The organism is Shewanella chilikensis (genome assembly GCF_037953065.1).
Lineage (GTDB): Bacteria > Pseudomonadota > Gammaproteobacteria > Enterobacterales > Shewanellaceae > Shewanella > Shewanella chilikensis.
Genome location: NZ_CP149966.1, coordinates 3,697,526 through 3,710,547, shown reverse-complemented (window position 1 = coordinate 3,710,547; position 13,022 = coordinate 3,697,526). Strand labels below are relative to the sequence as shown.

The window sequence follows — 13,022 nt, the reverse complement described above, 5'->3', positions numbered from 1 at the left end:
TAAACAATGATTTGGGTTTTATTTCTGGCGATTTTTAAGTTTGTTCATACCTAACACGTCTAGTATTAAAGTCGTATTTTACCGTTTGCTACTATCGCTATTGTTTTCATTGCGGTAACAATCTATTTGCAATAAATAAACGCCGGATTTCACTCGCTGGTCACTGTTTGCCTGTCGTTTCAAGGAAGTGCCGCAGATGCAAGCCGTTCCGGATATCAAGGGATTATAAGGACTATAGGAAGCCCGAATATGTTGAAAAAATTCTCGCCATTGGCAGTAGCTGTCGCTGGGGTTATGGCGCTTGGTAGTGCGCCTGCAATGGCTAAAAACGAGATCCGTTACGCCAAAGACTCTATCCTGGTGGTTTACAAGGATAATGCCACCAAGGAGGAGCGCACCGCGGCTCAGCGCCTGGTACGTGGTACTTTGCGTGATGCCAATGCCGATGGTATAGATGACAAATTTGCCCGTTTGCTCGATGGCCGTCTGGCAAAGCTGAATCTGCGCCAAGGAGCCGATATTGAGCAGGCGATCAAGATGATCTCCAGCCATCCGGCGGTTAAATATGCTGAACCCAACTACATTTTGCGCGCCATAGGCATGCCGGATGATCCTCGTTTCCCTGAGCTCTGGGGCATGCATAACACTGGGCAAACCGGTGGTGTGGCTGACGCCGATATTGATGCTCCCGAAGCTTGGGATGTCACTACAGGCAGCACGGATGTGATCATCGGGGTTATCGACACCGGGGTTGATTATAACCATCCTGATTTGCAGGCCAACATGTGGGTCAACCCGGGCGAAATTCCAGGTAACGGCATAGATGATGACGGCAACGGTGTGATTGATGATATTCACGGTTTCAGTGCTGCCAATAATAACGGCGATCCTATGGACGGTAACGGTCATGGTACCCACGTAGCAGGAACCATCGGCGCCAAGGGAAATAATGGCCTGGGTGTCGCCGGGGTAAACTGGGACGTGACGATTATTGGCTGTCAGTTCCTGACTCCTGCCGGTACAGGTTCTACCGCCGATGCCATCGCCTGTATTGACTATATGACGGATCTCAAGGTGAATCATGGCGTCGATATCAAGGCCACCAACAACTCCTGGGGGGGCGGTGGTTTCAGCCAGGCGCTGAAGGATTCCATCGAAGCCGCCGGTGAAGCAGGTATTTTGTTCCTGGCAGCGGCCGGTAACGATACCAGTGACAATGATGCCAGCCCCCATTATCCGTCCAACTATGAATCGGACATAGTGATGTCTATTGCCAGTACCGATAGCTCGGATGGTATCTCATGGTTCTCCAACTGGGGGGCTACCAGCGTAGACATGGCGGCGCCTGGTAGTGCCATTCTGTCAACGGTTCCAGGTGGTGGTTACGAGAGCTACTCTGGCACCTCAATGGCTACGCCTATGGTGAGCGGGGTGGCGGCTCTGGTGTGGTCCATCAACCCGGATCTGACACCGTTTGAGATGAAAGCACTGTTGATGAATTCGGGTGATGCCAATGCGGCCATGACTGGCAAGAGTGTTGCCGGTACCCGTCTGAACGCGGCCAACGCACTCGATCAAGCCAACCCAAGCCCAAGTTATCGCTTCAGCGTGACCCCGGCTGCCCGCACCATTGAAGCCGGTGAAAGCACCAGCTATGACTTCAGTGTCGGTAGTGTCGCCGGTTGGAATGGCAGTGTTGAGCTGAGTGTCAGTATGGAACCCGCTCTGGAAGGGGTATCTTTGTCTGCCACCAGCGTTGGTGCCGGTGACAGCTTTAGCCTGAACGTCGCCAGCACCGCCGAGACTCAGTGGGGCGATTACGCCATCACGGTATCGGGTAATGACGGCAGTATTGAAAAGAGCAGTGTGGTGAGCCTGGAAATCATCCCTCAAGGGCTGAACGACTTCCCATACAGCAATGATACCCCGGTGGCTATTGCCGATAACACTACAGTGACCAGCACCATTGAGATCGCCGATCCGCTGCAGATCTTCGGGGTCAACAGCAACGTCAATATCAGCCACACCTGGATTGGTGATTTGACAGTGACCCTGACTTCGCCATCCGGTACCGAAGTGGTGCTGCATAATCGCGAAGGCAGCAGTAATGATGATATCGTCAAGAGCTGGGATCTGAGTGACTTCAACGGTGAAATTGCCCAAGGTACCTGGACTCTGAGTGTGACTGACCACGCCGGTGGTGACAATGGCACCCTGAACAACTGGGGTATGGTGATCACTGCGCTGGGTGAAGCTGGTCCTTCAGCACCTAATGCCGGCTTTGACTATCAAGCCGAAGGTCTGAGTGTCAGCTTCAGCAACAGTAGCTCTGATATCAATGATGATATCGCCGGCTACCACTGGGATTTCGGTGACGGCTCTGTTTCCAGTGAGGCAAACCCTCAACATGTGTATGCCGAGGCTGGTACCTACACAGTTACCCTGACAGCGACCGATGCCACTGAGCTCAGCGACAGCGTCAGCATGGAAGTGCAGGTATTTGCCCACAGCATTTCTGCCGATATCAGCCGCGCCCTCAAGTCCCGTCGTGGCAGCGCCATGGTCGATGTGAACTGGAATGGTGCCCTGGGTGATGAAGTGGCGATTTTCCGCGATGGTGAGCAGGTTGCGACCACCGCCAACGATGGCCAGTTCCGTGATCGCTTCAGCACTGAAGCCGAGAGTGTGACTTATCAGGTTTGTGAGCTGGAAACCGAGCTTTGCTCTGATCCTGTTGTTGCTCAATTCTGATAACCCGAATAGATGAAAGCGGCCAGCTGGCCGCTTTTTTTATAAACACATCGCGCAAAAATTAATTTTTGATGACAGGGGGAGATAACTTCAGAACATCGCAATCATTCAAGCTGGAGGAGGTTGCCCAATGCTTTACCTTTCATTGAAGTTGTGTCGGTGCAAGCTTATCTGCTTGGCCGGGTTTACTTGGATGCTGGCGGCCAAGTACACTGATTTTCCTATTGGAGTACTAAGGATAACAATAAGATGAGTATTTGGTTTCGCCCCATCACCCTGGAAGATTGTGCCAAACTGGATGTTGGTATGAGTGGCAAGGGCACCCTGATGCAGACACTGGGGATCCGCATCACTGAGATAGGTGATGACTATATGGTGGCCAGCATGCCGGCGTCTCCGGCTATCCACAATCCACTTGGAATAGTACATGGTGGTGCCAATGTGGCACTGGCAGAGACGGTGGCCAGCTATGCCGCCAATTTTGCGGTGGACTTTGAAAACTACTATTGTGTCGGTCAGGAGATCAACGCCAATCACCTGCGGGCAGCTCGCAATGGTGAACTTAAGGCAACCGCCAAAGCGGTACATTTGGGGAAACGCAGCTCTGTCTGGGAAGTGCTTATTCATAACAGCGCCGGTGAGCTGACCTGTATCTCCCGTATGACCGCGGCCGTGATCAAGCGTTAGGGCCATATGCTAGTGAGGCGCTTGCGTAAAAGCATAGATTAAGGCCATTTTATCAGTTTGTTTTTCAAGATTATTTCACCCGCATGGGCAACGGGCCTAGTTGCAATTGGGTAGATTGCCAACAGGCCCAAAGCCGATGTTTTAGCACCAGTATTCATTTTTGCTCCTGTTTGTTAGCGACTATCCTTATAGGCGAGGGTTCGGGAATTGGCATTCAGGGGTGTCATGATTCGAAGACTGTCACTGCTGTGAAATAGGGGATCTTGGATGGATACAATCAATATATGGGAGTGGGTCGGATATCTGGCATCAGTAGTGGTGGCCATCTCTCTGATGATGTCCAATATCAAACGGCTGCGCTGGTGGAACCTGCTTGGAGCGGCGCTGTTTGTTGCCTATGGTGTGGCCATTGCTGCATATCCTGTGGCTTTGGTGAACTTCTTTATAGTGCTTATCGATGCCTACTACCTGGTTAAACTCTATCGCATCCCTGCGCCTGAATTGCCGTCAAGTGATCAAATAAACGCTGAAAAATCAGATGATAAGTAAGCTGGCAAACCACCGGCGCCCGAGTAATCTCATGGTGCCGGTTTCTATAACATTTGTTTCTTTCGTGACAATATCTTCTTGTTCTGCTTTTAGCCGTTTTTCATCTTGACTGGCAGTCACTGTCATCTCGGTTATGCATTTCTTTATCCCCGTTTCTCAATCTCAAACTCAAAGCAATCTATAAACGGGATTGTGATAATCAGTTTTAATCGTTTTTTAAAGCGTGGTTGTTTGACTAAGATGACCATATCGCCAATATGACTGCTCAAGGGAGCACCTATGGCTACCATATATGATGTGATTGAAAACTGGTTAAACGAAACAAAGGACTAAGGAGCACGAGATGAGTCAGAAGCAATATATCACCAGCCAGAGCGGCGCCCCTATCGCAGACGATCAGAATTCCCTCTCCGCCGGAGAGCGTGGTCCGCTGTTGCTGCAGGACTGGCACCTGATTGAAAAGTTGGCCCACTTCAACCGCGAGCGGATCCCAGAACGGGTAGTGCATGCCAAGGGCACAGGTGTTTATGGTACCTTCACTGTGACCAATGATATGAGCCAATACACCATAGCCGAACATTTCCAGGGTGTTGGTACCCAGACCGAGGCCTTTGTTCGTTTCTCGACCGTAGGCGGTGAAATGGGCAGCGCCGATGCCGAGCGTGATCCCCGTGGCTTTGGAGTACGTTTCTACACCAAGCGCGGCAATCACGACATAGTGGGCAATAACACCCCCACCTTCTTCCTGCGTGATGGCATCAAGTTTCCTGATTTTATCCACACTCAGAAGCGTAATCCGCACACTAATTTGAAAGATCCTCAGGCGATGTGGGACTTCTGGTCGCTCAACCCTGAGTCCTTGCATCAGGTGACTGTATTGATGTCTGACCGAGGCATTCCGGCCAACTATCGGCAGATGCATGGCTTTGGCTCGCATACCTTCTCATTTTGGAATGCCAAGGGTGAGCGCTTCTGGGTCAAGTTCCATTTCAAGACAGAGCAGGGGATAGCTAACCTGACTGAAGAGCAGGCCGCCAAGGTGAAGGGAATCGATCCGGATCATGCCCAGCGCGACATGGTGGCGGCAATCCAGGATGGTAATTTCCCCCGTTGGAAGCTCAAGGTACAGATAATGCCGGAAGCCGATGCCAATACTTACCATATCAACCCGTTTGATTTGACCAAGGTATGGCCACATAAGGACTACCCGCTGATCGAGGTTGGGATACTGGAGCTCAATCGTCTGCCACAGAACTACTTCGCCGAAGTGGAGCAGGTGGCACTGGCGCCGAGTAACCTGGTTCCCGGTGTTGGCGCGTCGCCGGACAAGATGTTGCAGGCTCGCCTGTTTGCCTACGCCGATGCCCAGCGTTATCGGATAGGAGCCAACTATAACCAGTTGCCGGTGAACTGTCCTCACGCGACTCAGGCCAATCACCATCAACGTGCCGGTGCCATGGCCGGGGCTCAGTGCCCTTACCATGGAAGTCAGACAGGTGGCGATGCGTCGGCAAACTATGGCCCCAACTCGCAGCCAAGCGGCCTGCAGGATGCGACCGAGTTCAAAGAGCCGCCACTGCGCCTGGATGGTGAAGCCGACAGATACAGCCGTTATGGCCAGGATGACTACACCCAGGCAGGCAACCTTTACCGCCTGTTGCCGGAAGAGGAAAAGGCCAGGCTTATCAGTAATATCTGCGGTACTCTGAGTCAAGCGACTCAGGATGTGCAGCAGCGAATGATAGGCCACTTCAGCCAGGCCGATGCCGACTATGGCCGCCGGGTGCAAGAGATGCTGGTCAGCTGATAGTTGCACGCCGGAAGTAAAAGGGGCAGCTTGAGCTGCCCCTTTTGCGTTGTCAGCGGTTTTCCTACTCCCACAACAGGGTGGCTATCCCCAAGAGGGCAAACAGCAGGGCGCAACCTCTGTGGATCCAGGTCATGGGCAGCTTGTCGGCACTGAAATGGCCGGCCAGCACCACGGGAACATTCGCCAACAGCATGCCGACAGTGGTGCCTGTTACTACCATCAGCAGGCTATCGTATTTGGCCGACAGCACCACGGTTGCGACCTGGGTCTTGTCACCCATTTCGGCGATAAAGAACAGCAAACAGGTAGCTACGAAGGGGCCATAGCGGTAGAAGCGGCTCTCTTCGGCATCGACCTTATCGGGTACCAGCACCCAGAGGGCGATGGCAAAGAAACTGCCGGCAACAAGGTAACGGCCGATATCGGCGCTGAGCCAACCCATGGCCCATTGGCCCAGCCAGGCGGCGGCAAAATGGTTGAGCAGGGTGGCGATAAGGATCCCTGAGATAATTGCGGTCTTGTTTTTGAAACGAGCGGCCAACAACAGGGCCAACAGCTGAGTCTTGTCACCGATTTCGGCTACGGCGACAGTGAGAGTTGAGGCGATGAGTGCTTCCAAAATGGGCGTTCCTTCGGGGTGGCAAAATTCCAAGCACAGTCCACCGCCCACCCCTTTATATTTGTGCGGTATACCGTGCTCAGGTCTTGCCTGGCAAGCCTAAACTTGCTGTAAGCACCATGGCATGAGGCCAAGTGTGTTGATGCTTACCCCTGGGCGGGACCCAGGTTAGCTACTCCCCTAAGACAGAGGCGGCCATTATAACCATAAAGCTCGCCATGGCAACACTGCTCTGATTTCGATAAAAATGAGATTTCTTTGTCTGGGAAAGAGTGTGGCGCGATTTTTACGCCGCTGAAGGTCGAGAAAATGGTTTATGTTTCCGTTTGATAGCCCTGCATCAGGAATCAAGTAGAAGCATAAGGTAACTGGCCGATAGTCGCGCTTCCCCGCTTGCCCAAGGGCTGTGGCTCTGTTAATGTCCCGGTTAAGTTAATTTTTGAGAAAGAGCCTCAGTGTTGAGTTTGCATCTTTGCAGTCCCCAATTCCGCTGTCCACGATTTAGTTAGCCCCAGTGGCTTGGTGGCATACCTCTTCTGTTTGCTGAGCTGTTGGGGCCAATGAAACTCCGTAAGGCGGAATTTCATCTGCGGCCAAGACGTTACAGCTTGCCAGCTGCGCTGACAATTCGCCTTTCCCCTTGGGTAAATCTGACCTTAAAGATAACAAGACAAAAGAACAGGACGAATTTTAGTGAACTTAAAAATATTGGGCTCTGTAGCCATAGTCGCGGGTACTGCGATTGGCGCCGGTATGTTGGCCTTGCCACTGGCAACAGCTGCCATGGGCTTGCTTCCGGCACTGCTATTGATGTTGGTCATTTGGGGCATTTCCGCCTACACCTCACTGTTGATGTTGGAAGTCAATCTGCGCTCCGGCGTGGGGGATAACCTGCATGTCATTACAGGTAAAGCCTTGGGTAAGACGGGGCAACTGATTCAAAGCGCCGCTTTTCTCAGCCTGCTGTTTGCCCTGACCGCCGCCTACCTGACCGGTGGCGCCGAGCTACTGATGCTCAAGGCCAAGGCCTGGTTCGATATGACCCTGGATGGCCAGGATGCGGTACTCTTGTTTACCCTGGCTCTGGGCAGTTTTGCCGCCTTGGGAGTCGGCTGGGTCGATAAGCTCTCCCGCGGGCTGTTTTCTGCCATGATAGTCATGCTGGTGCTGGTGGTACTGTTTTTGCTGCCTGAGGTGAATATGAATACCTTACTGGAGCAGGCGCCGACCGATTCCTATGCCAAGGTGTGGCTTGCCGCCGTGCCTGTGGTGTTTACCTCTTTTGGTTTCCATGTCTGTATTGCCACTCTGGTGCGCTATCTTGATGGTGACACGGTTTCCCTGCGCAAGGTGCTGCTGATAGGCTCCGGCATTCCGCTGGCCTGCTATCTGCTTTGGCTGTTGGTGACCCTGGGTACTGTCGGCGGTGATACCATTCATGGCTTTGGCGGTTCACTGTCGAAACTCATCAGTGCCTTGCAGGCGATCAGCGAGCAGCCTTTGGTGAGCAAGTGCATTGGGCTGTTTGCCGACTTGGCGTTGATCACCTCGTTTCTTGGAGTGACCCTGAGCCTGTTTGACTTCAGCGCCGAGCTTATCCGCGCCAAGAGTAACTTTGTCGGCCGCCTGCAGACCTGGTTGCTGACCTTTATTCCGCCGCTGGCCTGCGCCCTGTATCTGCCAGAAGGTTTTTCGGCGCTGCTGGGCTTTGCCGCCGTGCCTTTAGTGGTGATCATCATCTTCCTGCCGATAGCCATAGCACTGAAACAGCGGCGTGAGTCGCCGGAAGGCTACAAAGTTGCCGGTGGCAAACCGGCGATGGCACTGATGGCCCTCCTGGGGATAGGCATTATAGCTGCCCAGTTGTATGCGACGCTGGGGGCCTAAGCGAAGCCCTTTGTAAGGGAATTTTTCCGAGTCTGTAGCCGCTTGGTAGTCTGTGTTAAAGTCGGGACTTGTGCCCGGCTTTTTTGTTGCACAAAAACAACAAATTGAACTGATACCAGCGAATGGACTTACTAGAATGAAAAAATGGTTACTTGCAACGGCCATAGCCACCAGTTTTGGTGCTCAGGCCGATGAGGGCATGTGGCAGCCCTACCAATTGCCGGCCATGGCCGATGAACTCAAGGCCAAAGGACTGGAAATAGACGCCAAGTCTATTTCCAAGCTGACCGAATTCCCGATGAATGCCGTGATAAGCCTGGGCGGCTGCACCGCGTCTTTCGTTTCGCCCAAGGGGCTGGTGGTAACCAACCATCACTGTGCCTACGGCTCCATCCAGTACAACTCCACCCCGGAGAAGAATCTGCTGCGTGATGGCTTCCTGGCGAAAAACTTTGCCGAAGAATTGCCGGCAACTCCGGGCTCGCGGGTATATGTCACCGAAGAGGTCACCAATGTGACCGACAAGGTCAAGCAAGGCCTGGACAACAAGCAGGGCGACGCTTTCTACAAGGGCGTCGAGGCGGCCGAGAAGTCACTGGTGGCCCAGTGTGAAAAAGAAGATGGCTATCGCTGTCAGGTTTACAGCTTCCACGGTGGTCTTGAGTACTATCTGGTGAAGCAGCTGGAAATCCGTGATGTTCGCCTGGTGTATAACCCGGCGGCCAGCGTGGGTAAGTACGGCGGTGATGTCGACAACTGGATGTGGCCGCGCCATACGGGCGATTTTTCCTTCTACCGCGCCTATGTCAACAAAAATGGCAAGCCGGCCGATTTCTCCAAGGATAACGTACCTTACGAGCCCAAGAGCTTCCTCAAGGTGTCGGCCAAAGGGGTCAAGGAAGGGGACTTTGTGATGGTGGCCGGTTACCCGGGCCGCACCAACAGATACCGCACCGGCAACGAAGTGGAAAACCAGTTTGAGTGGTCTTACCCACAAGGCAAGGAGCTGCGTGAGCGCTTTATCGAGATCATTAAAGAGACGGCCCCGGAAGGCAGTGATGAGCGCATCAAGTACGAGAGCCTGATCGCCGGTCTGGCCAACTATGCCAAGAACTTCACCTCGATGATCGAGTTCTATGGTAAGTCGACCATGCTGGAAGACAAGCGTACCCTGGAAGCCAAGCTCAAGAGTTGGATCGATGCCGACAGCAGCCGCAAGGCCCAGTATGGTGAGGTGTTGGCACAGTTGGACAAGCTGGTCGCCCAAAGCCTGGCAGATCAGCAGCGTGACATTATCCTGGGCTATCTGGGGTATACCACTATGTTGCCAACGGCCCGCGAACTCTATCGTCTGGCCAATGAAAAGGCATTGCCGGACATGGAGCGCGAGCCGGGTTTCCAGGAGCGTGACATGATCAGCTTCAAGGCCGGTATGGAGCGTATCGATCGCCGTTATGCCGCCAGTGTCGACAAGGCGCTGGTGTTTGAGATGCTCAAGCGTTATGCAGCGCTGCCCAAGTCTGAGCGGCTGCCGGCGCTGGACAAGTACTTCGGCATAGGCAACAAGCTCGATGAGGCCAAGCTGAAGAAGACTCTGGACAAGATGTACAAGAATACCAAGCTGGATAACAAAGATGTGCGTCTGGCCTGGATGGACAAGTCGGTTGCCGATTTCAAGGCCTCGAAAGATCCTATGATCCAGTTTGCTGTGGCCTTCTATGACACAGGTATGCAGCTGGAGCAGAAAAAGAAAGAGTTGGCCGGTGAGCTGATGAAGGTGCGTCCTCAGTACATGGAAGCCATCATTGCCTACAACCGTGAGCAGGGTAAACCTGTGTATGCCGATGCCAACTCCAGCCTGCGGGTGACAGTGGGCCATGTGAAGGGCTACTCACCCAAAGATGGTCTCTACGCCGTACCTTTCACTCGTCTGGAAGGCATAGTGCAGAAAGACACAGGGGTTGAGCCTTTCGATGCTCCCAAGAAAGAGCTGGAGCTTATCAAGGCCAAGCAATATGGTGACTTCTACTTCAAGGATATTGACTCGGTACCGGTCAACTTCCTCTCAACTCTGGATACCACAGGCGGTAACTCAGGCTCGCCAACCCTCAACGGCCGTGCCGAGCTGGTGGGACTGCTGTTTGACGGTGTTTATGAGAGCATCATAGGTGACTGGAACTACGACGATAACATCAACCGCTCCATTCAGGTGGACAGCCGTTACATGCTGTGGGTGATGAAGTATCTGGATAATGCAGACAACCTGCTGCAAGAGATGGAAATCGTTAAGTAAGCTTTGCCATCAACAACAATCCCCGCCAAGTTGCGGGGATTTTTTTAGCTAGCGCAGGGGGATTGAGAGTTGCAGAGCCTGAAGGCGCGCCCGATTCAACAGCTCACATACCCCTGTGGCCGGGCGTTCAAGGTTGGCGGGCAAACATTGCAGTACCCCGTGGGCTTTGGCCAATGATGACTAGAGGAGGTTTATGTCTTACGGTAGGGAAGTGCTTCTTTGAGCCCTTATCAGGGCCCAAAGCGCGTAGATTTAGCCTTTGATACTGAAGCTGCCTTGCATTACGGCCCAGTGGCCGGGGAAGGAGCAGAAGAAGTTATAGCTTTCTTCCTGTGTCATGCCTTCGGTGCTGAAGCTGATGCTGACTGATTCGCCGCCACCAACCAGAGGAGTATGGGCAATGACCCGCTCATCACCGGCTTTAACATAGGCGGCATCGGCGCCCGCTGCCATACCATCAGTGGCAATGCCCTGCATATCGGCGCTCTTGCTCAGAACCCAGTTGTGGCCCATGGCTGTCACAGGTAGGGTGCCGGAATGAGTCAATGTCAGTTCTACCGTCTTGCAACTGGCGGGAACGCTGAGTTCTTTGGTATCAAATTGCATCGCATCGTTGGCTGTGATGGTCAGGCTGCATTCGTCGGCGCTGGCAGTACTGCTGATAACGGCGCCGGCTCCCAACAGGGTAATACCCGCGAGTCTCTTGGTTAACTTATTCATTTTCAATTCCTTTTCTGGTTTTAGGGTCGATATTTCTCTCGACAGTACGAGAGCCCCGCAGGCTCCCGCCTGGGTTAATCATAACGGTATCTAGCTTAAATGAGAATTAATCTCAGAATTTTAACTGTCAGCCGTGGCAGGAGCAGCTGACAGTTGCTTGGGCTGTGATAGACTGACAGCCGAATCAATACTTGCCACGGAGGCACTCATGAAAGGTCCTGGTTTTTGGTCATCTCTTGTTCTGGGCGGCATATTGCTCACAAGCCCTTTGGCGTTGGCCGACGACAGCGCTCGTCGGGCCCAGGTGGAGCAACTGCTGCTGGAAATGCAGATGGACTCCATGATGGACACGGCATACACCCAGATGGAACAGATGATTTTGGGCATGCAACAACAGTTCAATATCAAGGAGAGTGAAAAGCCTTTATTTGAAGAGTTTGCCCGTAAGAGCACGCAGATCTTCAAACAGGAACTGGGCTGGGACAAACTGAAGCAGCCACTGACAGATATTTATGTCAAGCATTACAGTGACAAGGAAATTGCCGATATGCTGGCGTTTTATTCCAGTGATACAGGGCGTTCCATGGTCGCCAAGATGCCGGCTGTGATGCAGGAGTCCATGATGATGACCCAATCGCTGAGCCAGGGGCTGCTGCCCAAAATGGAGCAACTGCAGCAGGAGTTTGCCAATAAGCTCAAGGCTCATAGAGAAGCCCATTCAGGCGAATAATTTGACTAGCAGTCAGTATAAAAAACGGGAGTCTATGACTCCCGTTTTTGTGGTGTTAATGGCTTGATTATAGCTCGCGGCGGTAGGGTATACCGCGCTGGGCACCATGGCGGGTCACGGCTATGGAGGCGGCCTTATTGGCAAAATCCACAGCTTGCTCTATGGTCAGTCCTTCACTTAAGGCCACCATCAGGGCACCATTGAAAGTGTCTCCTGCGGCCACAGTATCAATCACCTTGACCGGATAACTAGGCACCAGGCCCTCAAACTCGGGATGACGCACATAGGCGCCGCGACTGCCGAGGGTGATCACCACTGTGCCCACCCCTTTGGCTTGCAGCGCTGCAGCGGCTCTGGCGGCGCCGGCTTCATCTTCTACCTTGATACCGCTAAGGGCTTCTGCCTCGGTCTCGTTGGGAGTGATGATATCCACCAAGGCCAGCATATCGTCAGCCAAGGGGCCGGCGGGTGCCGGGTTTAGGATAGTCACTGTGCCCTTTTGCTTGGCCAGTTGCAGCGCTGCTTTGACTGATTCCAACGGCGTTTCCAGCTGTGCCAACAGATGGCTGGCGCCTTTGAACAGGTCTTGATGACAATGGACATCTTCAGGCTCCAGGCTGGCGTTGGCACCTGCGGCCACTCCGATACAGTTTTCACCGCTATCACCAATGAAAATCATCGCACTGCCGGTCGCCATTGCCGGCATTTTCTTCAACCCCTGTGGGTGAATGCCATCGTCCAACCAACTCTTAATCATGGTATCGGCAATGGCGTCGTCCCCAAGATGGCAGATAAAGTCCACTCGGGTGCCAGGCTGTGCCAGTCTGGCGGTGGCGACCGCTTGATTGGCGCCCTTGCCGCCATGTTCCAACCGGTAGCTGCGGCTCATCAGTGTTTGCCCTGGCTCGGGCAGGTGACTGAATTCCATCACATGATCGGCGTTGGCACTGCCGATTATCACTAGTCTGCTCATATT

The 13,022-nt window shown here is 53.2% G+C and carries 10 protein-coding genes and 1 riboswitch; of the genes, 7 read left to right on the top strand and 3 right to left on the bottom strand.

The window, feature by feature from the left end:
- Nucleotides 1-249 precede the first annotated feature (249 nt).
- From WKR14_RS16870 to katB, 4 genes are all read left to right on the top strand, one after another.
- Nucleotides 250-2,751 (top strand): S8 family serine peptidase, encoded by a 2,502-nt coding sequence (locus tag WKR14_RS16870; RefSeq protein WP_335923287.1) that lies wholly within the window; start codon nt 250-252, stop codon nt 2,749-2,751.
- A gap of 249 nt (nt 2,752-3,000) precedes the next feature.
- Nucleotides 3,001-3,438 carry a PaaI family thioesterase gene (locus WKR14_RS16865; protein WP_101057452.1) on the top strand — a complete coding sequence of 146 codons (438 nt, stop codon included), beginning with the start codon at nt 3,001-3,003 and terminating at the stop codon, nt 3,436-3,438.
- 267 nt (nt 3,439-3,705) lie between these two features.
- The gene (locus tag WKR14_RS16860) at nt 3,706-3,987 is read left to right on the top strand and encodes a YgjV family protein (protein ID WP_101057450.1); all 282 of its coding nucleotides are present in this window, start codon (nt 3,706-3,708) and stop codon (nt 3,985-3,987) included.
- A gap of 343 nt (nt 3,988-4,330) precedes the next feature.
- Nucleotides 4,331-5,794 (top strand): catalase KatB, encoded by a 1,464-nt coding sequence (katB, locus tag WKR14_RS16855; RefSeq protein WP_224866117.1) that lies wholly within the window; start codon nt 4,331-4,333, stop codon nt 5,792-5,794.
- Between the two features lie 64 nt (nt 5,795-5,858).
- On the opposite strand, the gene WKR14_RS16850 is transcribed toward katB, so the two are convergent.
- Nucleotides 5,859-6,416: a TMEM165/GDT1 family protein gene (locus tag WKR14_RS16850; RefSeq protein WP_101057444.1), complete on the bottom strand. Its 558-nt coding sequence runs from the start codon at nt 6,414-6,416 to the stop codon at nt 5,859-5,861.
- A 20-nt stretch (nt 6,417-6,436) separates the two neighbouring features.
- Nucleotides 6,437-6,609: riboswitch (yybP-ykoY riboswitch) on the bottom strand.
- Between the two features lie 500 nt (nt 6,610-7,109).
- Here WKR14_RS16850 and WKR14_RS16845 point away from each other — a divergent pair.
- A complete protein-coding gene (locus WKR14_RS16845; RefSeq protein ID WP_101057442.1) occupies nt 7,110-8,303 on the top strand; it encodes an aromatic amino acid transport family protein in 1,194 nt (397 codons plus the stop codon).
- Between the two features lie 136 nt (nt 8,304-8,439).
- Entirely contained in the window at nt 8,440-10,596 is a 2,157-nt protein-coding gene (locus WKR14_RS16840) for a S46 family peptidase (RefSeq protein ID WP_339087006.1), read from the top strand.
- Between the two features lie 252 nt (nt 10,597-10,848).
- Here the strand turns inward: WKR14_RS16840 and azu are convergent, their stop codons facing one another.
- Nucleotides 10,849-11,316: an azurin gene (gene azu, locus WKR14_RS16835; protein ID WP_101056868.1), complete on the bottom strand. Its 468-nt coding sequence runs from the start codon at nt 11,314-11,316 to the stop codon at nt 10,849-10,851.
- A 208-nt stretch (nt 11,317-11,524) separates the two neighbouring features.
- Here azu and WKR14_RS16830 point away from each other — a divergent pair, with 208 nt between their 5' ends.
- Entirely contained in the window at nt 11,525-12,046 is a 522-nt protein-coding gene (locus tag WKR14_RS16830) for a DUF2059 domain-containing protein (protein ID WP_198552061.1), read from the top strand.
- Nucleotides 12,047-12,113: 67 nt separating this feature from the next.
- On the opposite strand, the gene rbsK is transcribed toward WKR14_RS16830, so the two are convergent.
- Nucleotides 12,114-13,019 carry a ribokinase gene (rbsK, locus tag WKR14_RS16825; protein ID WP_339087003.1) on the bottom strand — a complete coding sequence of 302 codons (906 nt, stop codon included), beginning with the start codon at nt 13,017-13,019 and terminating at the stop codon, nt 12,114-12,116.
- Between the last annotated feature and the right edge of the window lie 3 nt (nt 13,020-13,022).

Coding starts and splice junctions, on each gene's coding strand:
- rbsK (WP_339087003.1), bottom strand. CDS start 13,019: ATGAGCAGACTAGTGATAATCGGCAGTGCCAACGCCGATCATGTGATG.
- WKR14_RS16870 (WP_335923287.1), top strand. CDS start 250: ATGTTGAAAAAATTCTCGCCATTGGCAGTAGCTGTCGCTGGGGTTATG.
- WKR14_RS16830 (WP_198552061.1), top strand. CDS start 11,525: ATGAAAGGTCCTGGTTTTTGGTCATCTCTTGTTCTGGGCGGCATATTG.
- katB (WP_224866117.1), top strand. CDS start 4,331: ATGAGTCAGAAGCAATATATCACCAGCCAGAGCGGCGCCCCTATCGCA.
- azu (WP_101056868.1), bottom strand. CDS start 11,316: ATGAATAAGTTAACCAAGAGACTCGCGGGTATTACCCTGTTGGGAGCC.
- WKR14_RS16865 (WP_101057452.1), top strand. CDS start 3,001: ATGAGTATTTGGTTTCGCCCCATCACCCTGGAAGATTGTGCCAAACTG.
- WKR14_RS16840 (WP_339087006.1), top strand. CDS start 8,440: ATGAAAAAATGGTTACTTGCAACGGCCATAGCCACCAGTTTTGGTGCT.
- WKR14_RS16860 (WP_101057450.1), top strand. CDS start 3,706: ATGGATACAATCAATATATGGGAGTGGGTCGGATATCTGGCATCAGTA.